Origin of the sequence: Photobacterium ganghwense (assembly GCF_003025595.1) — a bacterium.
Taxonomy (GTDB): Bacteria; Pseudomonadota; Gammaproteobacteria; order Enterobacterales; family Vibrionaceae; genus Photobacterium; species Photobacterium ganghwense.
Genome location: NZ_PYMI01000009.1, coordinates 1 through 21560 on the forward strand (window position 1 = coordinate 1; position 21560 = coordinate 21560).

Genomic DNA, 21560 nt, shown 5'->3' on the forward strand with positions numbered 1-21560 from the left:
GTCATTTTGAATTGGTCACTCAGTTCATCGATAAATCTTTTTGACTATCAGTTCACGAGTGCCCACACAGATTGCATGGTCAAATTGTTAAAGAACTTTTCTTTCACGTCGCTGGCTTATCTCGCCGTGCTCCGTGTCAGTGAGGCGGCATTATAGAGAGATTAGTTTTCTGCGCAACCCCAATTATCAAAAAAAATGCCCCACACGAACCAACCGAACAAAAAACAATCACACCTACCTTTTTATGCTTATTTTCATCTCATCAGGGCATTCACTTTCGTCAAAAACAGCTTTATGAGCATTTATCATTAGCTAACGCAAACTTCACCGCGAATACCCCAATGCCGAATAACAGAAATGGAATCGCGGCAGCCAAATACTCAACCCACAACTTGTCAGCCAGGCTTTTTGCCAGAATGAGATGCCCAATGACCAGCAGTGCCGCACAAATTAATGAAACCGCAATGAGTTTTACTTCCGACCGTTCGTTTGTTTTTAACATATAGCCATGTCCCTTCTCTTATTAATGAAGGCGCAATTGCAACATGGCACAACACAATGAAGGTAGTACAGAGCAAAGGGTTAACCTCTAGAACAGTGAGGTCTTAATTTGAACTGGATTATTGTTCCAGGCACTGCTGGCGCAAAAACTCAGCCAGAACCAATAAGGCTTGTTCTGTTTTTTCACTCCAAGCGTAAGATCCGTTTATTCGCAGACAGTGACGATATCTGGCATCTGATGAAAATAACGTACCGGGTGCGATACTAATTTGATGTATCTGCAATACAATCGATAAAACCTGTGAGGTATCTACTCGTTGGTTCGGTAACTCGACCCATAAAAAATAACCTCCGCTGGGTTGAGTCACTTGAGTTCCATCGGGAAATGCCGCAACGATGGCCTGACGCATTTGTTTCAGTCGCTGCATCAGTGTACGGCGTAATTGTCTGAGGTGGTTGTCGTACCCGCCATGCTGAACATACTGAGCTAACGCATATTGATTGGGCACCCCGACCGAAAGCGTTGACATAAATTGCAGCTCTTCAATTTGCTTAGCATACCGCCCTGCCGCCACCCACCCGACGCGAAACCCCGGCGCCAGGCATTTAGAAAATGAGGAGCAATGTAAGATCAGCCCTCTGTCATCCAGTGATTTGATGGGAGCTGGTTTTTCTTTCCCAAAATACAGCTCGGCATAAACATCATCTTCTATTAAAGGAACATCATTCTTGGCCAGCAGCTCATAGACAGCTTTTTTCTTTGTTAAAGACAGGCTGGCACCAAGAGGATTCTGAAACTTGCTCATCAGCCAGCAGGCTTTGACTGACTTATCAGAAAGCGCTGCTTCTAGCTCCTTGATCGAAACTCCCGAATAAGGATCTGTCGGCAGCTCAATCGCCGTTAAGCGAAGCCGCTCAATCGTTTGTAACGCGCCGTAAAAAACCGGTGATTCAATCAGCACTGTGTCACCCGGCTGAGTGACGGCCGCCAGACTTAACCCCAATGACTCCATTGCACCAGAAGTGATGACGATATCATCCAGACTTACCGGCACTCCTTCGCGCAAATAACGTTGCGCCAACACCCGTCGTAGCTCTAGGCTGCCAGGCGGTAAGTCCACCAACCCACTGTTAGCAGGTAACCCCTTACAGGACTGACTGAATATTCGGCCCAGTTGTTGAAGCGGAAATAGATTGGGATCAGGGAAGGCGGAACCAAAGGGCATGACATCCGGCTGCTTGCAGGCACGTAAGACATCAAAAACATGTTTATTAATGTTAATGGAGCGGTTTACCCGCTGCGGAATGCTCACATCCGGTGAGGGCAAGCGATTAAAATGAGGTGACACAAAATAGCCAGTCTTGGCTTTGGCATGAATCCAGCCTTCACTTTCGAGATACTCATACGCTTTGAGGACCGTCATTACACTGACCCCGTGCGCTTTACTCATTTCCCGGACAGAAGGAACCCGTTCGCCCGGTCGCCAAATCTTTTGCTGAATTTCAGATTTCACCCGTTCGACAATGCTGCCGTAGCGGCTGTTAGCTAATCGCGAAGACAACGTCCCTGCTCTCTTAAATAATTAAAAAGAAAGATGTATTTTAGCGGGATATTGGTCCGATTCAGAGCTGAAGTAGAATGATCACAGGTTAATTGTGATAAAGAACAAAAATGGGGGAGAAAATGAGGCATGGCAGAAACAACAAAGCCCCGACTTTCGTCGAGGCTTTGTTGTTTGAAATTGGTGCCCGGGGCCGGACTTGAACCGGCACAGTTATTCACCGGCGGATTTTGAATCCGCTGCGTCTACCAATTTCGCCACCCGGGCAGATGGCGCTCATTATACGTATACGGATTTGATATACAATTATTTTTCTCGCATTTCACGCTGCTGCACGTTCAATCGCTGAAATTTTCCGCAACGGGCAACAAAACTCAGCGTAGTCTAAGTTGAGGGGCAAAGTGTTGGGGGCCCCAGAAGCTGGTATCATTGATTTTGCTAATCAATAATTTAACCGCTGATTGGGCCATTTCGCTGAGAGGAAAATACACTTCGGACACTGGAGGATAAAGCCCCTGACACAAATCCACACTGTCAAAGCTAATCAGGGCGACCTGACGAGGGATATCAATCGCGTGCTCATGGAAATACAACACCGCTCCCAGCATCATTTCTTCATTACAGGAAAACAGAGCCGAAAACGTCATCCCGGTCTGATACAGCTCCCGAACCGCCTGATATCCGCTTTCCCGTTTGTAATCACCAAACACAGTCAGCCCTGGGTTAACCGGTAACCCGGCTTCCTGCATAGCCAGTAGGTAGCCCTGGTAACGCTGTTGGCTGCTGATTCTGTCCATCGGGCCGGAAATACAGGCGATATTCCGATGCCCCTGCTGAATCAGATGCTGTACAGCCATTTTCGCGGCCAACGTATGATCAAACGTGATACAACGATCCTCTAACCCTTCGACCAGGCGATCCAGCAATACAAAGGGTGTGGACTCGGCAGCCAGCTCTCTCAGCTCGTCATCACTTAAATAACGGCTGTTAAGCACGTACCCCTCACAGCGCAAAGCGTGGAAGCGATCAATCGCCTCTCTTTCTCCATCAGCACTGTGGTGTCCCTGCGCAGTAATCAGAAATTTTTTGTGCAGATCCAGTTCATTCTGTACCTGCTCCATCATCTCACCAAAAAAGCCACCGGTGTAATAGGTCACCAACAAACCCGTCATGTTCGAAGATGCGGTCGCAAGAGAGCGGGCTATTGCACTGGGACGATAATTTAGCGTCGCCATAGCCTGCTCAACCTTGCGTCTGGTATCAGAACGAAACTTTCCTTCGCCATTAATAATGCGCGACACTGTTGAACGATGCACACCGGCCAGACTGGCCACATCCTGAATACTTGCCATTCTTTACATTTAGCTCCCTGAGACCGCTTGCCACTTATTGCTATGATAGATACCTGTGCCAAAGGGCACTGTTTATTCCCTGACGATGGTATTCAAAACCACACCCGTCCAGCCAAACTTCAGCACTTTACAAAACACGCTCGGCAAAATCGACCCGCCTGCCGTAAAGAACCGCAAAGCCCCCCAAGAAAGGGTAAGCCGCCGGTAACCTGTGCCTGCAAAAGGGGGAAAGGCCGGTACCGGCAGCTTACTTAACCTGACATCATGTCACCAGTTCGACAGCGCCCGATTCAACGGTGATTGTAACGTCAACGCTGATAGTGCCTGTGATCTTGGCGACCATGTTCACGAATAGCTCACAATTTTGCCGCGCTTCTGTTCAGGGCGTTTGCAGAACATTTGCCGTAGCTTGCCACGCCTTACCGTACAAAGGTATCCGCTCCACCCCATTCAGACATCTCTGAGCATCATCGGGGGGGATCAGAATAATGACGAATAATCCGCAACGGTTATTCCCCGCTGCTTCAACAATTCAGGCAAACGAGGATCCGTCAGGACCGCCAGTTCACGGGTACGGGCGATGTTGTACGAGCTCAGCTCGAGCAACGACTGATCAACCAGAGCCGGGTGGGTCATGACTTCCAGCACATCACACCGCCCCTGATGGCCATCAAGCAGTGCCGTCAATCGGGACAAGGTCAGCTCTTCGCCATAAAAACCAGACTCAAAGGCATAACGACACGTACTTCCGGCTAACCCGCTTCCCCTGAGCGGTACCCGATACCCCTGCACCACTTCCTCAATAACCGGCAGCAACTCAGGATGCGTATGCGCATGATGATGGCTGTCAACATGGCTCAACGCTAACCCCTGCGCCAAAAAGTGCTCAATTTGCGCCGTGGTTTCGTCAGCGATTTGCTGCTGGGACATTCCCTGATGCGCCCAAAACGCCGAGTAAGGTAAGAACTTTCCCTGCTCGTTCACCAGGCTGGATGCCGCCGTGAGTGGCGAGCCTGCGGTAAAACGCAGATGCACCCCGACTTTTAATGCCGGTGTGTTGCCCGCCAGCTGCACAGCCTGCTGCTCCGCGGGCATCCCAACCATTAGGGTGGTTGAGCGTACGACCCCGGCAACACATGACTCCACAATGCCTAAGTTCACTCCTAGGGTAAGCCCAAAATCATCGGCATTAAATATGACGTGCATCTTTCCTTTACTCCTTGTGATGGATGGCACCTTGATAGATAGGGTCTTGTAACCCATGGCAACCGCGACACCTTTGCAACACCTTTGCGACACTTAGCTATACCTGACTACTGTGGCATTACATCAGGGCCTTGTTGAACCTAAAACACTAAGCCACGGCCTTGCTCAGCCAGCATGAAACTGAGGTAAATAGTCGTGGTTTTCTCTGAGGATGTCGTCCAGGATTGCTTTGGCACGATGGATATCCGGAACCAGCGGGTTATTCGCCAGTGCCATCAGTCCCTGGTTATAGTTACCATGAACAGCCGCCTCAACCGTTAACTGTTCATAGGCTTTCACCTGACTGATCAAGCCCAATACTGCCGGGCTCAGGCTGCCCACCGTGATTGGTTTGGCTCCCCAGCTCCCGACCACCGCACTGCACTCAATCACGGCAGCATCTGGCAGCGCAGAGATAGTGCCGTTATTGCGGACATTCACCACATGTACGGTTTTACGATCGTTGTAAATCGCATCCACCAAGTTCAGGGAAGCATCCGAATAGTACGCACCTCCCCGGTTTTCCAGCTGAGCTGGTTTTTCTGCCAACGTTTCATCCCGATAGAGGTCAAACAACTCCTGCTCGGTTTTCATCACCTGCTCGGCTCGGGTACCTTCAGTCTGCGCCGTCGCTTTTTCTTCCGCTAACATGGCATCCGGCTGATAAAAATAGCGATGATAAGGGCACGGGATCGCGCCTAATGCATTCAGGAAATCCGGATCCCATGGCTCTTCTGCAATATTCTTCATGGTATAGCCGGCACCATCACCGACTTTTTGCAGCACTTCCGCCGTTACGTCCTTACCGTTCAACCAGGCGCGATGAGCCCACACCAGGTGGTTAAGCCCTGCGCATTCCAAAGATAATTCATCAGGCTCACAATCCATCATTGCCGCGATCATCATCTTCATGGATACCGGCACGTTACACAAACCAATCGCTTTCACCTTGGTGTATTTCAGAACCGCTTCTGTCACCAGACCGGCCGGGTTTGTGAAGTTCAGCATCCAGGCATCAGGAGCCAACTCCTCAATGTCCTTACAAATATCCAGGATCACGGGGATCGTCCGCAATGCCTTGGCAAAACCGCCCGGCCCCGTGGTTTCCTGACCAATAACGTCATACTTCAGCGGGATCCGCTCATCACGGGCTCTGGCTTGTAAGCCGCCCACCCGAAATTGGGTCATCACAAAATCGGCTCCGGCGATGGCTGCCCGGCGATCTAACGATGCCGTTACAGTGATGTCCGCCCCGGCTTTGGCAATCATCCGTCGGGTCAGCGCGGCAATGATCTCCAGCTTTTCCAACCCGGCTTCGACATCCACAAAATGGATTTCACTGACCGGTAACTGCTCCCGTCGTTTCAGCACTCCTTCCACCAACTCCGGGGTATAACTGCTGCCGCCCCCGATAATCGCAAGTTTGATCGGTAACTTTGCCATGCGTCTATCCTCTGTCTGCAGCCATGTTTTCGTACATTGTCACCATTTCCGCTACCAGTTCATGGGCCAGAATGGTGGTCATCAGGTGATCCTGAGCATGTACCATCACCAGGGTCATTTTGACTTTCCCCTCTCCCTGATCCGCTTCAATCAACTGGGTCTGGGTCAAGTGTGCCCGGTTAAGACAAGCTTTGGCCTGCTGCAAGTGCTCCCGGGCAAGCGGGTAATGCTGCTGGCGAGCAGCTGCCAGCGCTTCATAGCACAGGCTTCTTGCTTCACCCGCGTTAACAATAATGTCCATCACGACTGCTTCCTGATCCAGGTCTTGCACCATACTGTTTCTCCTTTAATACAATGCTTAAATGCGATGTCGGCTGCAGCCATCCCGCAGCCGACAAATGTTACAAATGTTATGCCGTTACCCCAGTTCCGGCTGTGGTTTTGGCCTTCGCCGGTGGTTCCGACACCGCGCGCTCTTGTTCCAACAGCTGTTTTTCAAACATGCGGAAAAACGGCAGGTAAATCAGCAGGTCAATGATGAGCAGACCGATCACCAACAGCACCGGGGTCAATGTCCATCCGGCTCCCCAGGAAGCACCAATAATGGCCGGCGTTGTCCACGGAGTGGTTGCGACTCCCATCCCGACAAACCCGACCTGAACGGCAAAATACGCAATTACAGCATTCACTATCGGGGCAAAGACGAACGGGACAAACAGCAGCGGGTTCAACACAATCGGGGCCCCAAAAATAACGGGCTCATTAATCTGGAAAAATCCCGGCACAGCACTCATACGTCCGAGGCTGCGCAAATGAACCGAGCGGCTGAACACCATCAGAATCGCCAGCGCCAGCGTGGCCCCGGAGCCGCCAATGAAAATGTAGAAATCCCAGAACGGCTGGGTGAAAATATTCGGAATCGGCTCACCAGCAACAAAGGCATCAATATTGGCACCGATATTGGTGAGGAAAATCGGCGACAACAGTCCCACCACAATGGCCGCCCCGTGAATACCGGCAAACCACAGCAACTGGGACACCAGTAATGCCCCAATAATTGCCGGCAGTGTATTCGATGCGCTAATCAGCGGGCGGAACATCTCCATCACGGCATCCGGGATCAGCATGTCGTGCTGAGACTGGATATACAGACTCAGGGGATAAAGGGTCATGAACACCACCAAGACCGGGATCAACATTTCAAACGAGCGGGCAATAGCGGGCGGAACCTGCTCAGGCATCCGGATAGTGATGTTGTGCTTTTTCAAAAAGCGGATCAGTTCGACCGAGAAAAAGGCACAGATCACTGCGGTAAAGATCCCCGTTCCGGCCAGATGACCAGTGGGCAGCCCCCCGTCTTTGACTGGCGAAGCCACCAGAAGAAAGCTCATCAGCGCCAAGGCAGCGCTGGTGATCCCATCCATCTGGTAGGATCGGGCCAGGCTGTACGCAACGCCGAGCGAGACAAAAATGGTCATGATCCCCATCGTCATATTGAACGGCATCATGATGGTATCGAAATGGGTGGTCGCAAATGACAGCCAGGCTTTACCAAATCCATTCTGGGTGTCTTCAGCAAAAGGAGGAAAAGCGAAAATAAGAATAAAGCTGCCCACAATAATAAATGGCATCGCGGTAATAAAACCATCACGCATTGCACGAACATGTTTTTGCGAACCCACTTTCGCCGCCATTGGGGCAATATAATGCTCCACAACATGCATGACTCTTTCGTAAATCTTCATAGGTAAATCCTTTTATTTGGCAATAAGGAGCCTTACCCTATTTATGAAAATAAATAGAGAGATGATTTATTTCTTAAAAATGAAAAAACCAACAAATATTCATTTGTTGGTTTCGGAATTATTCGGTCATTAGCGATAGCGCCTGATCAAGCACTTCATCCCCTTTCATCATGCCGTACGCCATTGGGGGAATCGCTTCAACGGGCTTGCCGTAAATTCCTGCAGTTTTACGCAGTTCTTCCAGTTGAAACCGGACTTGGGGCCCCAGCAGGCAGACATCATACTGCTGGATTGTCTCTTCAAACGTACTGACCGGATGCGCGTCTATCTGACAGGCAAGGCCGCGTTCCTGCGCCGCTTTTTGCATTTTCTGAACCAACATACTGGTTGACATTCCGGCACTGCAACATAAAAGAATCTTTTTCATTTTGCTCTCCATTTCTCACATCCATAGACTTTTTACATGACAAAAAAATTCTATATGAACATGGTGAAAACAGAAAGCGCAACCGGTTGCATTAATCGTGAAGAATATCTCAGTTTAAAAAGTAAACAGCGAAAGTTTGATTTGAATTCGGTATTTGTATTTTTCGGAGTAACGTTATTTCATGAAATAATGTCAGCCATAAAATCAAGAGTGAGATCTCACTCGAAAACCACAGTAAATAAAAAAGCCCCAGCTTTTGCTGGGGCCAGGTACTTAAAATTTAATACTTAGTGCTTGATGTCAGGTGCTTAATGTCAAGTGCTTAAGGTTCCCCCGACAATTTAAGTCACGGCATTCGTGCTTTCTTCCTGCTCCTGCTTTTCCTTTTCAACTTCCAGATCCCTCATTTTGAACTTCTGCAGCTTACCGGTCACGGTCATCGGGAAGTTATCCACAAAACGGATCACTTTCGGGATCTTAAAGTGGGTCAATTGCCCCTGACAGAAGGTTTTCAGCTCATCTTCGGTCATTTCTTCTCCCGGATGCAATTGCACCCAAGCCACCACTTCTTCCCCATAAAAGGCATCCGGTACCCCAAACACCGCAACCTGCTGAATTTTGTCATTGGAGTACAGGAATTCTTCAATTTCACGCGGGTAGATGTTCTCACCGCCCCGGATGATCATTTCTTTGATCCGACCGGTAATGCGGACATAACCTTCTTCGTCCATGACCCCAATATCGCCGGAGTGCAGCCAGCCCTGCGGATCAATCGCCTCACGGGTGGCCTCTTCATTCCCGTAATAGCCTCGCATCAGGTTATAGCCGCGGAAACAGACTTCACCCGGTTGCCCTAACGGTACCGTGGCCCCGTTTTCCACATTGATCACTTTGACCTCCTGATGCGGCAGGTTCCTGCCCACCGTTTCTGTCCGGCGCTCCAGGGAATCATCAATTTCCGTCAAATGGCTCAGTGGCGCGGCTTCGGTCTGCCCGTAGCCGATCAGGATTTCACGACAGTTGAGTTCCCCCATCACTCGCATCATTAAGGCTGGCGGACAAGTCGCCCCGGCCATGATCCCGGTGCGCAGTGAACTGACGTCATACTGTTTAAACTCAGGATGATCCAGTTCCGCGATAAACATGGTGGGTACCCCATGCAAGGCGGTACATTTTTCCTGATCCACGGCTTTCAGCACCGACAGCGGGTTGAAATGCTCAGCCGGTATCACGATACAAGCCCCAACCGACAGGCACAGCAGGTTTGCCAGCACCATGCCGAAGCAGTGATAGAAAGGAACCGGCACGCACAGACGGTCATTCTCGGTAAAGTGCATCGCCAGCGCAGAGAAATAGGCATCGTTTAGAATATTAAGATGGCTGAGTACAACGGCTTTCGGAAATCCGGTGGTGCCCGAGGTGTACTGAATATTGATGGGATCATCGCAGTCCAGGCTATCCGTCACGGCCTCCAGCTGCGCATCGGAAATGGCGCGACCGGCTTCGATAATGTCAGACCAGACCGCAAACCCCTGCGCCGGGCGGGCGGTCTGCATCGGTTGCTGCGGGTCGTACACCACCACATTTCGCAGGAAAGGGAAATCCGGGTTGCCCAGCGGTGAGGCCAGATCACACGGTCGGCTTTTCAGTTCAGGCAGTAATTCCGTCAACATCCCGATGTAGTTGCTGTCGCGGAAAGAAGGAATAATAAAAATGCCCTGCACTTCTGAACATTGCAGGGCATAAGCCAGCTCGCGGGTACGGTAGGCCGGGTTGATGTTAACCAGGACAATACCAACACGCGCGGTGGCCATTTGCATCAGGATCCACTCCAGGTTGTTGGTCGACCAGACCCCCACCCGATCACCTTTGCTGAATCCGGCGGCCACTAATCCCTTGGCCAGAAGGTCAATTTCATCAGCCAGCTCGCGATAGGTTACCCGACGCTGCTGGGGAATCGAAACCACCGCTTCGTGATCCGGAAATGCAGCGGCAACTTCCGAAAACTGCTGCGAGATTGTTTTTCCGAGTAACGGCTGGTTTCCGCCACGATGAAAGTAACTTTTAGCTACCATATTATCTCCCTTATTGTGGTAGGCACGTTGTCAGACTTTTGCAGTGCGAATACAGCAAAGCCCCGGCTTCTCTCGCACTCGGGTACATAAGCGGTACGGCTGGTCGAACAGCTTCCATGGGCAAGCCTCCCCTGCTTTGAGTGAGTTTGCTTCTGTTCTGGCAGGCACGCAGACAAGCGGCAGGCATTCGGCAACCGTGTATAGAAAACATAGCCAGCTTCTAACGGGCTGGGAGGTCGGCTCTGGCAGGGAATGTCGAAAATATGAGCCTGATGGCAAACCCGTTATTTTCACAGGAAAAATAAAAAAAACAGGCTACGTTGCCTGCATTGGTCGACAAGATAACTTTGAAAAACAAGACAGTTTGATAGATAAGGCAGGATTGATAAACAAGCGTGCTTTGGCCAACAAGAAAGTTTGAACAAAAACGACAAAAGCCAGAGTGAACACGGCAACGAGATCCGGTTCAGTAGCGAAGGCAAGCAACGCTGAGAAGGTGCAGATACAACAAAGCCCCGACTTTCGTCGAGGCTTTGTTGTTTGAAATTGGTGCCCGGGGCCGGACTTGAACCGGCACAGTTATTCACCGGCGGATTTTGAATCCGCTGCGTCTACCAATTTCGCCACCCGGGCAGTTCGGCCAATTATACGTATCCGCAGAAGCAGCGCAATAGCTGTTCGTGAGCTTTCGATAAAAAGTATCATTGTTGATTTATATTTGACCAACAATGACTTATTTTTCGCTTTCACGGCCATGCCCCACCTCAAGCAACGCAGGCAGCCTCTCATTTCCGGCCCACCGGCCATTTCCCGCCTACCTGGAAGTTGTTACACTGCGCCCAGTCTTTTGTGATTAACTATTGGACGCACTTGTGAAAACGAAAAAACAACAGGACGTTTCTTCTGCCAAACAGTATCCCAGCCTGTTCCGCCGTATTGCCGCCTGGTTGTACGACAGCCTGGTCGTTGCCGCGGTTCTCATGCTGGCCGGAGGCCTGGCAATGGGGATAATGGCGATTCTGCTGTCAACCGGCTTGGTGGACATTACCGGTTACGAAGATGTCAGTGACTACATGACTCGCCATCCGGTGGTGGGGGTGATTTACCCGGCCTACCTGGCAACCGCAGTGATTAGCTTCTACACCTACTTCTGGTGCGTGGGCGGGCAGACACTAGGAATGCGCGCTTGGAAACTGCGGATTCAGAACAAAGACGGTTCAAACATTCGTCCGACTCAGGCTCTGATCCGAATGGCCACATCGGCCTTTGGCCTGGGCAACCTGATTGCGCCATTCAGCAAAGAGAAACAGTCGTTCCAGGACATCATGGCCGAGTGCGAGATGGTGGTCATACCCAAAGTGAAATGACGGCAACACTTCCGCCTGCCATCGTTACGATGCATCTTCTCAGCCTGATACACCAACAAAAAAGGAGCCCGAGGCTCCTTTTTTGTTTAGCTTGTGCAGCGTTCAGACCGACCGCTTTACCGCTTCAGCGACAACTTACAAACCACTTCAGCGACAAACTACAACTTGCGCCGCAGCAGATAAAGGGTGATAAACAGGAACACCAGACTTGGCCCGAGAGCACCGACAATCGGGTGCAGTCGGTAAACAATACTGAGTGGCCCGAACACCTCATTCGAAATGTAGAAACCAAAGCCGAAGATCACCCCGGACAAGACCCGCGCCCCCATCGTAACCGAACGCAGCGGCCCGAAAACAAAGGACAAGGCCAGCAACATCATCACGGCAATAGAGACCGGCTGCAGCGCTTTGCGCCAGAAAGCCAGTTCGTAGCGCGAGGCATCCTGCTTCGAGGCTTTCAGGTAAGATACGTAATCATAAACACCTGACAGCGCCAGCTCTTCCGGCTTCACCGTCACCACCGCCAACTTATCGGGCGTCAGCGTGGTCTGCCACGGCAATTGCTTGAACGTCTCATTACTTTGCTGAGTGGTACTCAGCGTGGTGACCGTGACATCTTCCAGTACCCAGTTCTGGTTCTCATCGAACTTCGCGGTTTCCGCAAAGGTCGAGGTTTTCAGATTGTCCTGCTCATCAAATTCCCAGATGTTGACGCCAAACAGCTTCTTCTGCTCATGCACCCGGCCGATGTAGATAAAGTCGTTGCCATCTTTCGCCCAGACCCCACGCTGTACCGACAGCATGTTCCCCCCGGAGGTCCACAAGGCCCGCAGTTCACGCGCGGCTTTCTGGGCTTCCGGTGCGCCCCACTGGCCCAACAGGGTAACCACAATCATCAGCGGCACCGCGGTTTTGAGCACCGACAGACCAATATCAAGCTTAGAGAAACCCGCCGCCTGCATCACAACCAGCTCAGAGCTGGAAGCCAGCATCCCCAGGCCAATCAGCGCGCCCAACAGTACCGCCATCGGAAAGAACATCTCGATGTCACGCGGCATGCTCAGCAGCACATACACCAGCGCTTTCCACAAATCGTAGGTGCCGTCACCGACTTTACGCAGCTGCTCCACATATTTGATGATGGCCGACAGACCAACCAGCGTGGAGAGTGTCAGGGCCGAAGTCGCGATGATCGTTCGGCCAATGTATAAATCCAGAATCTTAAACATCAGCCGCGTCTCCGAAATTTTTCTCTCAGTTGCCGAACCGGCAGCGTATCCCAGCTGTTGAGCACAATCGCCACCAGCAGCATCGCTGCGTTGATCGACCACAGGCCGATGTACGACGGCAGGCCGCCGTCTTCCACTGCGGATTTCGCGGCACTAATGGCCAGGAAGTACGCCAGATAAATCAAGACCGCCGGAACCAGTTTGGCAAAGCGTCCCTGACGCGGATTAACCGACGACAGCGGCACCACCACCATGGTCAGCAACGGAATACAGATAACCAGCGACATCCGCCACTGGAACTCTGCCTTAGCCGCCAGTTCAGGACGCTGCATCAGCTCCAGAGTCGGCAGTGCGTCCCAGTCACGATCTTTTTCACGTACCGCACGCTGGCCAATCAAAGCCTGATAACCATCAAACTCGGTGATCGAATAATCCAGTCGCGTCGGCAGCCCTTCGTACCGGGTCCCTTCTTTCAACTCCAGGATCTGACGACCATCAGGCAGCTCACTGACATAGCCGCGATCGGCCACCAGCACGCTCGGGCGCAGTGCATCCTGCGCGGATAGCTGAGCGACAAACACTTTATGCAGACGGCTGCCGCTGTCAGTGATGTCATTGACGAACACCACCCCTTTGCCATCCGGGGCCGCCTGAAACTGACCTTTCACCAGCAGCTCCAGGCCGGAATCCGCTTCAACCTGCTCCATCACCCGGGTCTCCTGCTCGGCACTCCAGGGAGACAGCCACAACGCATTAAACGCCGCAATGGAGCCGGTAATGATCGCCAGCCACAATGCGGCCTGGATCAGGAATTTGTTCCCGATCCCGGTCGCGTTCATCACTGTAATTTCACTTTCCGCATACAGACGGCCGAAGGTCAGCAAAATACCGATGTAAAGACTTAAAGGCAGCATCAATAATGCCATTGACGGCATGTACAGCCCCATCAGGGTCAAAATCAGATCGCTGGGGATAGAGCCTTCGGTCGCAGAGGCTAGTATGCGAATAAATTTTTGACTGATAAAGACAAGAAAAAGAACAAAAAGCACCGCAAATTGGCTTTTTAATGTCTCACGTGTCAAATACCGAACAATAATCACGCTTTATTTACCCATAGAAAACTTGTTTTTTTACCGGAATCACTATAATTTTTCGGTTAATTATGTATTTTTTAATCTTTCGGCTATTTGTTAACCCGTACTTTAAATCCTATACCGAATCTGCGGTCCAGCAAGTAAGTGCGGCATTATCTAACATTTAGCTTTAATTGTCTTTATTAGGATGTAGGAGTACGCATGGAGTTCAGTGTTAAAAGTGGTAGCCCCGAGAAACAGCGAAGTGCCTGTATTGTCGTGGGCGTTTTTGAACCACGTCGCCTTTCTCCCATTGCCGAACAGCTAGACAAAATCAGCGAAGGCTATATCAGCTCTTTGCTTCGTCGTGGCGATCTGGAAGGTAAACCTGGCCAAATGCTGCTGCTTCACCATGTACCAAACGTATTATCTGAGCGTGTATTACTGGTTGGTTGTGGTAAAGAGCGCGAACTGGATGAACGCCAGTACAAACAAATCATTAAAAAAACCATCAGTACCCTGAACGAAACCGGTTCAATGGAAGCAGTCTGCTTCCTGACTGAGCTGCACGTTAAGGGCCGCGATACCTACTGGAAAGTGCGTCAGGCAGTGGAAACCACCAAAGACAGCCTGTACACCTTCAACCAGTTTAAGAGTAACAAACCTGAAACCCGTCGCCCACTTCGCAAGCTGGTATTTAATGTACCGACCCGTCGCGAACTGTCACTGGGTGAGCGTGCGATTGCCCACGGTCTGGCTGTCGCCTCTGGCGTCAAAGCCGGTAAAGATTTGGGTAACATGCCGCCAAACGTGGCAAACCCGGCTTACCTCGCATCACAAGCGCGCCGTCTGGCGGATGACTTTGAATCTGTGACCACCAAAATCATTGGTGAGCAGGAAATGAAAGAGCTGGGCATGACGTCGTACCTCGCCGTTGGTCAGGGCTCCAAGAACGAAGCCATGATGTCAGTGATCGAGTACAAGGGGCATCCTGATCCGCAGGCGAAACCTATCGTACTGATCGGTAAAGGACTGACCTTCGATTCGGGCGGTATCTCTATCAAGCCATCGGCCAACATGGACGAAATGAAGTACGACATGTGCGGCGCGGCGACCGTGTTCGGTGCCATGAAAGCGCTGGCCAAACTGAACCTGCCGCTGAACGTGGTTGGTGTTCTGGCAGGCTGTGAAAACATGCCGGGTGGCGGTGCTTACCGTCCGGGTGACATCCTGACAACGATGTCGGGTCAGACAGTAGAAGTGCTGAACACTGATGCGGAAGGTCGTCTGGTACTGTGTGATGCCCTGACTTACGTCGAACGCTTCGAGCCTGAAGCGGTGGTTGACGTGGCAACACTGACCGGTGCTTGTGTCGTGGCACTGGGTAACCACATCAGCGGCCTGATTTCGAACCACAACCCGCTGGCACACGAGCTGATCAATGCATCTGAGCAAGCCGGTGACCGTGCATGGCGTCTGCCAATGAGCGACGAGTACCAGGACCAGCTGGCGAGCCCGTTTGCTGACATGGCGAACCTGGGTACGCCGGGTGCCGGTACGATCACGGCAGGTTGCTTCCTGTCACGCTTTGCCAAGAAATATAACTGGGCGCACCTGGATATCGCCGGGACGGCCTGGGTCGGTGGCAAAGACAAAAGTGCCACCGGTCGTCCGGTTCCATTGCTGGTCCAGTTCCTGCTAAACCGCGCTGGTCAGGACGCCGTCGAATAACAACGACACAAGGGGGCCAGACGGCCCCCTTGCTTTATAGAGTAAACACCATGACTCATGCTACTTTTTATATAATCGATGAGACGCACCTTGCCGCCGATAGTGATTATCAGTGGCATTTTGCCTGCTCACAAGCAGCACTGAGTTATCGCCAGGGCCACAAAGTCTATCTGCTGGCTGACAGTAAAGCGCAGGCAGAACAGATAGATGAGTACCTCTGGCAACAGGACCCGGACAATTTTGTGCCTCACAACCTGATTGGCGAAGGCCCCCGCGGCGGCTCACCGGTTGAAATCGGCTGGCCGGGACGGCGGCACAGCGGCCGACGCGGCGTACTGATCAATTTGGCTCAGGAAGCACCAAATTTTGCCGTTACCTTCTCACAAGTGGTAGACTTCGTCCCTTGCGATGAAAAACTCAAGCAGTTGGCGCGGGAACGCTATAAGCAGTACCGGCAAGCTGGCATCCAGCTGAAAACCGCCGCTGCCCCTGAGACGCCCTAATTCCACATAGATCCTTCTAAGAGCGCTATGGAAAAGACATACAACCCACAATCAATTGAAAAAGCGCTATATCAGCGCTGGGAAGAGGCCGGTTATTTCAAGCCTCACGGTGACACATCAAAAGATGCTTACAGCATCATGATCCCACCGCCAAACGTCACGGGTAGCCTGCACATGGGCCACGCGTTCCAGGATACCATTATGGATACCCTGATCCGCTGTGAGCGTATGAAAGGCAAAAACACGCTGTGGCAAGTCGGTACTGACCACGCGGGTATCGCTACCCAAATGGTTGTGGAGCGTAAGATTGCAGCGGAAGAAGGCAAAACCAAACACGACTACGGCCGTGATGCTTTCATCGATAAAATCTGGGAATGGAAAGGCGAGTCTGGTGGCACCATCACCAAGCAGCTGCGTCGTCTGGGCGCGTCAGTAGACTGGGATCGCGAACGTTTCACCATGGATGACGGCCTGTCGAATGCCGTGAAAGAAGTTTTCGTGCGCCTGTACGAAGATGACCTGATTTACCGTGGTAAGCGCCTGGTAAACTGGGATCCGAAACTGCACACTGCGATTTCCGATCTGGAAGTTGAGAACAAAGACAAGAAAGGCCACATGTGGCACTTCCGCTACCCGCTGGCGGACGGTGTGAAAACGGCTGACGGCAAAGACTACATCGTTGTAGCCACAACCCGTCCGGAAACCATGCTGGGTGATACCGGCGTAGCCGTGAACCCGGAAGATCCACGTTACAAAGATCTGATCGGCAAAGAAATCATCCTGCCAATCGTGGATCGTCGCATCCCAATCGTGGGTGACGAACACGCTGACATGGAAAAAGGCACCGGCTGTGTGAAAATCACACCGGCGCACGACTTCAACGACTACGAAGTTGGTAAGCGCCACAGCCTGCCAATGATCAACATCCTGACGTTCGATGCCGCTATCCGCAGCAGCGCCGAAGTGTTCACCACCAACGGTGAACCTAGTGACGCATACAGCACCGAAATGCCAGCGAAGTACCAAGGTATGGATCGTTTCGATGCGCGTAAAGCCATCGTGGCAGAATTCGACGAGCTGGGTCTGCTGGACGAAATTAAAGATCACGACCTGACCGTGCCTTACGGCGACCGCGGCGGCGTAGTGATCGAGCCAATGCTGACTGACCAATGGTACGTGCGCACTGCCCCTCTGGCAGAAGAAGCCGTGCGTGCCGTTGAAGACGGCGACATCAAGTTTGTCCCTAAGCAGTACGAAAACATGTACTTCTCCTGGATGCGTGATATTCAGGACTGGTGTATTTCCCGTCAGCTATGGTGGGGCCACCGTATTCCGGCATGGTACGACAACAACGGCAATGTATACGTAGGTCGCACCGAAGAAGAAATCCGCGAAAAACACAACCTGGCACCGGTTGTGGTTCTGCGTCAGGACGATGACGTACTGGATACCTGGTTCTCATCTGCCCTGTGGACCTTCGGTACTCAGGGCTGGCCTGAGCAAACAGATGACCTGAAGACCTTCCACCCGTCTGATGTGCTGGTCACCGGTTTCGACATCATCTTCTTCTGGGTTGCGCGCATGATCATGATGACCATGCACTTCTGTAAAGATGAAAACGGCAAGTCTCAGGTTCCGTTCAAAACGGTATACGTCACCGGTCTGATCCGTGATGAGAACGGCGACAAGATGTCGAAATCCAAGGGTAACGTTCTTGACCCAATCGACATGATCGACGGTATCGATCTGGAATCTCTGGTAGAAAAACGTACCGGTAACATGATGCAGCCTCAGCTGGCTGCGAAGATCGAGAAGAACACCCGTAAGACATTTGAAGACGGTATCGAACCATACGGTACTGACGCCCTGCGTTTCACGCTGGCGGCAATGGCTTCAACCGGCCGTGACATCAACTGGGACATGAAGCGCCTGGAAGGTTACCGTAACTTCTGTAACAAGCTGTGGAACGCCAGCCGCTACGTGCTGATGAACACCGAAGAGCAGGACTGCGGCTTTGCGGCAGGGGCGGAACTGGAGTACTCCCTGGCCGACAAATGGATCGAGTCTCAGTTCGAGCTGGCAGCGAAAGAGTTCAATGCGCACATTGAAAACTTCCGTCTGGATATGGCGGCGAACACCATCTATGAGTTCATCTGGAACCAGTTCTGTGACTGGTACCTGGAGCTGACTAAACCGGTTCTGTGGAAAGGCAGCGAAGCGCAGCAACGCGCCACTCGCCGTACCCTGATCACCGTACTGGAAAAGACACTGCGTCTGGCTCACCCGGTTATTCCTTACATCACTGAAACGATCTGGCAGAGCGTGAAGCCGCTGGTAGACGGTGTCGAAGGCGATACCATCATGCTGCAGGCACTGCCTCAGTACGACGAAGCCAACTTCAATGCCGACGCACTGGCTGACATTGAGTGGGTGAAGAACTTCATCACCAGCATCCGTAACCTACGTGCCGAGTACGACATCGCGCCGAGCAAGCCGCTGGATGTGATGCTAAAAGCCGCTGACGAGAAAGACGCAGCGCGTCTGGAAGCCAACAAAGCAGTACTGGTGTCTCTGGCGAAACTGGAAGACATCCGCGTGCTGGCTGCTGGTGAAGAAACACCTGCGTGTGCTACCGCCCTGGTCGGTAAGTCTGAGCTGATGATCCCAATGGCTGGTCTGATTGACAAAGACGCTGAGCTTGACCGCCTGGCGAAAGAAATCCAGAAGACCGAAGGCGAGATCAAACGCATCGAAGGTAAACTGGGTAACCAAGGTTTCGTTGCAAAAGCGCCAGAAGCCGTTGTTGCCAAAGAGCGTGAGAAGCTGGACGGCTACAAAGAAACCCTGACCAAGCTGGCTGAACAGCAAGCGACGATTGCAGCGCTGTAAGCTGTCGTTCGGCAGGTAACTCTGCATTCCTCTCCAAGGCCGGCGTTTATCGCCGGCCTTTTTCTTTTGGCCACTGTGCTGTCTTCGCCATACCTGCCACCATTCAATAGCTATTACCTATTGATATAATAACAACAATCGATTTTAATTATTGATAATCATTCGCAATACTATAGGTATCCAAGTGAGGAGCCTGTTATGAAAAAGACTATCAGTTTTGCTGCCATTCATTTTACCGTTGCGTTTAGTGTCGCTTACCTGCTGACCGACGATATCCTCATCGGTAGCCTGATGGCGATGATTGAACCTATGGTCAACACAGTGGCTTTCTACTTTCACGAAAAAGCATGGCAGACTGCGCCGCTGAAACGTTCCCAGTTCAACCAACCGGGGCGCAAAACCGCGAGTTTCGCCGTGGTACATTTCAGTGTGGCGTTCACGGTTGCTTATCTGCTGACCGGTGACATTCTGATCGGCAGTATTATGGCCATGATTGAACCTGCCATTAATACGCTGGCCTATTACTTTCATGAGCGTGTCTGGCAGCGCCGTGAGCAAACGCACTCAGCATTAAGTATGATGGCTTGCCACCATCACTGAGCGACAGACACTGGCACAAAGCATCCATATCAGCCCGGACGTCAATCACACCCGGGCTGAAACCGTTTTGCTGCCCTGCCTTTTCCTCTTATCCACTTCGACTTCTGGCACAGCGCAGTCCTTCCTCTCTCAAGTAACACGCCTTCTTGCTTTATTCAGTTATCCAGATAACGAGTGTGTATCACCTTGACATGGTTGCGAGTTACAAATACATTAAGTTGCGACACACAACAAGATTATTAAGACAACCGCCGACACAAGGATGCTTCCATGGACGCCCATTCACTTCGCCATCTCTCCCGCCAGCTGGTTCGCCAGCTTGGCATGTTGCACAACCAGTGCGGTGCCATGGCCCTGACACCGGTTCAGGCACACTGCCTGATCGAGCTGGAGCAAGAAAACGCAACGGTCAATGAGATGGCGGTAAGGTTGCGGGTGGATAAGTCCAACGCCAGTCGTACGCTGGCCTGCCTGCAAAATCAGGGGCTGGTTGGCGCTACGCCACACCCTGATGATAAACGCAGTCAGATTTTCCAGCTCACCGCTGATGGCAGAACCAAGCTTGAAGCTCTCCACCAGCAGCTCAATGCCGAGGTCAGTGAGTGGCTCAAACAGCTCGACACTGACGAAATCTGTCAGCTGGAAACCAGCCTGACTCGCTACAGCAAGGCCATTGAGGCCGCTGCCAATCAGAGCAACTATGAAATCCGGCCCCTGACGCCGCTGGACAATGCAGCCATTGCCGCGGTCATTCGCCGGGTGTCCGCAGAATACGGTTTGACGGCCGATAAAGGATACGGGGTGGCCGACCCGACGCTGGATAGCATGAGCGAGGTGTATCAGCCTGCTGGCAGCGCGTACTGGGTGATCGAACATCAACACCGGATTCTGGGCGGCGGAGGCATTGCGCCGCTGTCCGGAGAAGAGGGCGTCTGTGAGTTGCAGAAAATGTACTTCCTGCCCGAACTGAGAGGACGGGGACTGGCCCGCAGGCTGGCCGTTCAGGCCCTGAAGGAAGCCCGCCAACTGGGCTACCGCGCCTGCTATCTGGAAACCACCGCCAACCTGACGGAAGCTATCGGGCTATACCGTTCGCTGGGCTTTGTCCATATTTCGCACGCGATGGGCAATACCGGGCACGATGCGTGTGAAATCCGAATGCTGAAGACTTTCTGAACCCCTATTTCCTGACGATCAACATACCGACCAGCAGGGAATCTGACCGGAAATATGAGCACAAAAAAAGCTGGCCTGAGCCAGCTTTTTTGCAACTAAGAACGGTTTCGCAAGAAGGGATGATCTCACGAGACAATAATCATGACACCAGCATTGGAGCCGGATCGTTATTGATTACTCTTCGTCGTCTTCGAAGTCATCTTCGTCGTCTTCACCAGACTCGAAGTACGTACCCCAACCGTCGTAATCAATGTTGTATTTTTCAGCCAGCTTGATCAGCTTTTCTGCTTGCTCATCAATCACGTCGGCGTTCAGGGCTGATTCCATTACAGCATCAAAGCAGACAACCATGCCGCCACCGTCTTCCGGTGCCAGTTCCAGCTCTTCAGCATCCAGCACTTCAAAGCCCATCTTAAACGCTTCTGCTGCCGCCGCTTCCAGCTCTTCAAATGTATCCGCTGAGAAGTGGTGCTCAATGCTGTAAAGGGCATCAGGATCGCTGCCATCTTCCAATAGCGCAGCAATAATATCGCGTGTTTCTTCCTTCTGCTCTTCAATCAGTTCTGCATAAGACATGGGGTAACTCCACCTATGGAATAAATTCGAAGGCAAATATCGCACGGATTCAGGCAAAATGCCATG

At 51.8% G+C, this 21560-nt stretch carries 19 protein-coding genes and 2 tRNA genes; 7 read left to right on the top strand and 14 right to left on the bottom strand.

Annotated features, from left to right (window positions below):
- Nucleotides 1-292 precede the first annotated feature (292 nt).
- The 10 genes from C9I92_RS21990 to C9I92_RS22035 all read right to left on the bottom strand — a co-directional run bounded on the left by C9I92_RS21990 (nt 293) and on the right by C9I92_RS22035 (nt 10350).
- Complete coding sequence (locus tag C9I92_RS21990) at nt 293-502, bottom strand: hypothetical protein (RefSeq protein ID WP_047883760.1); 210 nt, start codon at nt 500-502, stop codon at nt 293-295.
- A gap of 118 nt (nt 503-620) precedes the next feature.
- The gene (locus tag C9I92_RS21995; RefSeq protein WP_047883759.1) at nt 621-2063 is read right to left on the bottom strand and encodes an aminotransferase-like domain-containing protein; all 1443 of its coding nucleotides are present in this window, start codon (nt 2061-2063) and stop codon (nt 621-623) included.
- Between the two features lie 181 nt (nt 2064-2244).
- A tRNA-Leu gene (locus tag C9I92_RS22000) sits at nt 2245-2330 on the bottom strand.
- 107 nt (nt 2331-2437) lie between these two features.
- Nucleotides 2438-3415, bottom strand: coding sequence for a LacI family DNA-binding transcriptional regulator (locus C9I92_RS22005; protein ID WP_047883758.1), 978 nt, complete (start codon nt 3413-3415; stop codon nt 2438-2440).
- A gap of 480 nt (nt 3416-3895) precedes the next feature.
- On the bottom strand, nt 3896-4621 hold the full coding sequence (gene chbG, locus C9I92_RS22010; protein ID WP_047883757.1) for a chitin disaccharide deacetylase: 726 nt from the start codon (nt 4619-4621) through the stop codon (nt 3896-3898).
- Nucleotides 4622-4786: 165 nt separating this feature from the next.
- Complete coding sequence (locus C9I92_RS22015) at nt 4787-6103, bottom strand: 6-phospho-beta-glucosidase (RefSeq protein WP_047883756.1); 1317 nt, start codon at nt 6101-6103, stop codon at nt 4787-4789.
- Between the two features lie 4 nt (nt 6104-6107).
- A complete protein-coding gene (locus tag C9I92_RS22020) occupies nt 6108-6425 on the bottom strand; it encodes a PTS lactose/cellobiose transporter subunit IIA (RefSeq protein ID WP_047883769.1) in 318 nt (105 codons plus the stop codon).
- Between the two features lie 88 nt (nt 6426-6513).
- A complete protein-coding gene (locus C9I92_RS22025) occupies nt 6514-7848 on the bottom strand; it encodes a PTS sugar transporter subunit IIC (protein ID WP_047883755.1) in 1335 nt (444 codons plus the stop codon).
- A 118-nt stretch (nt 7849-7966) separates the two neighbouring features.
- The gene (locus C9I92_RS22030) at nt 7967-8275 is read right to left on the bottom strand and encodes a PTS sugar transporter subunit IIB (protein WP_047883754.1); all 309 of its coding nucleotides are present in this window, start codon (nt 8273-8275) and stop codon (nt 7967-7969) included.
- Between the two features lie 341 nt (nt 8276-8616).
- Entirely contained in the window at nt 8617-10350 is a 1734-nt protein-coding gene (locus C9I92_RS22035) for an AMP-binding protein (protein WP_047883753.1), read from the bottom strand.
- 136 nt (nt 10351-10486) lie between these two features.
- Here C9I92_RS22035 and C9I92_RS22040 point away from each other — a divergent pair, with 136 nt between their 5' ends.
- Nucleotides 10487-10771: a hypothetical protein gene (locus C9I92_RS22040; protein ID WP_146149718.1), complete on the top strand. Its 285-nt coding sequence runs from the start codon at nt 10487-10489 to the stop codon at nt 10769-10771.
- 126 nt (nt 10772-10897) lie between these two features.
- Here the strand turns inward: C9I92_RS22040 and C9I92_RS22045 are convergent.
- Nucleotides 10898-10983, bottom strand: a tRNA-Leu gene (locus tag C9I92_RS22045).
- A gap of 239 nt (nt 10984-11222) precedes the next feature.
- Between C9I92_RS22045 and C9I92_RS22050 the strand changes: the two genes are divergently transcribed.
- Nucleotides 11223-11717: an RDD family protein gene (locus tag C9I92_RS22050; RefSeq protein ID WP_047883751.1), complete on the top strand. Its 495-nt coding sequence runs from the start codon at nt 11223-11225 to the stop codon at nt 11715-11717.
- A gap of 158 nt (nt 11718-11875) precedes the next feature.
- Here the strand turns inward: C9I92_RS22050 and lptG are convergent, their stop codons facing one another.
- The gene (gene lptG / locus C9I92_RS22055) at nt 11876-12946 is read right to left on the bottom strand and encodes an LPS export ABC transporter permease LptG (protein WP_047883750.1); all 1071 of its coding nucleotides are present in this window, start codon (nt 12944-12946) and stop codon (nt 11876-11878) included.
- Entirely contained in the window at nt 12946-14046 is a 1101-nt protein-coding gene (lptF, locus tag C9I92_RS22060) for an LPS export ABC transporter permease LptF (protein WP_047883749.1), read from the bottom strand. Before lptF ends, lptG begins: the two co-directional genes overlap by 1 nt.
- A 195-nt stretch (nt 14047-14241) precedes the next feature.
- Here lptF and pepA point away from each other — a divergent pair, with 195 nt between their 5' ends.
- From pepA to C9I92_RS22085, 5 genes are all read left to right on the top strand, one after another.
- Complete coding sequence (gene pepA / locus C9I92_RS22065; protein ID WP_047883748.1) at nt 14242-15750, top strand: leucyl aminopeptidase; 1509 nt, start codon at nt 14242-14244, stop codon at nt 15748-15750.
- A gap of 50 nt (nt 15751-15800) precedes the next feature.
- A complete protein-coding gene (locus tag C9I92_RS22070) occupies nt 15801-16253 on the top strand; it encodes a DNA polymerase III subunit chi (RefSeq protein ID WP_047883747.1) in 453 nt (150 codons plus the stop codon).
- A gap of 27 nt (nt 16254-16280) precedes the next feature.
- A complete protein-coding gene (locus C9I92_RS22075; RefSeq protein WP_047883746.1) occupies nt 16281-19142 on the top strand; it encodes a valine--tRNA ligase in 2862 nt (953 codons plus the stop codon).
- Nucleotides 19143-19340: 198 nt separating this feature from the next.
- The gene (locus C9I92_RS22080; RefSeq protein ID WP_047883745.1) at nt 19341-19742 is read left to right on the top strand and encodes a DUF2061 domain-containing protein; all 402 of its coding nucleotides are present in this window, start codon (nt 19341-19343) and stop codon (nt 19740-19742) included.
- Nucleotides 19743-20012: 270 nt separating this feature from the next.
- Nucleotides 20013-20918 (top strand): bifunctional helix-turn-helix transcriptional regulator/GNAT family N-acetyltransferase, encoded by a 906-nt coding sequence (locus tag C9I92_RS22085; RefSeq protein ID WP_047883744.1) that lies wholly within the window; start codon nt 20013-20015, stop codon nt 20916-20918.
- A gap of 174 nt (nt 20919-21092) precedes the next feature.
- On the opposite strand, the gene rraB is transcribed toward C9I92_RS22085, so the two are convergent.
- Complete coding sequence (gene rraB, locus C9I92_RS22090; protein ID WP_047883743.1) at nt 21093-21494, bottom strand: ribonuclease E inhibitor RraB; 402 nt, start codon at nt 21492-21494, stop codon at nt 21093-21095.
- Between the last annotated feature and the right edge of the window lie 66 nt (nt 21495-21560).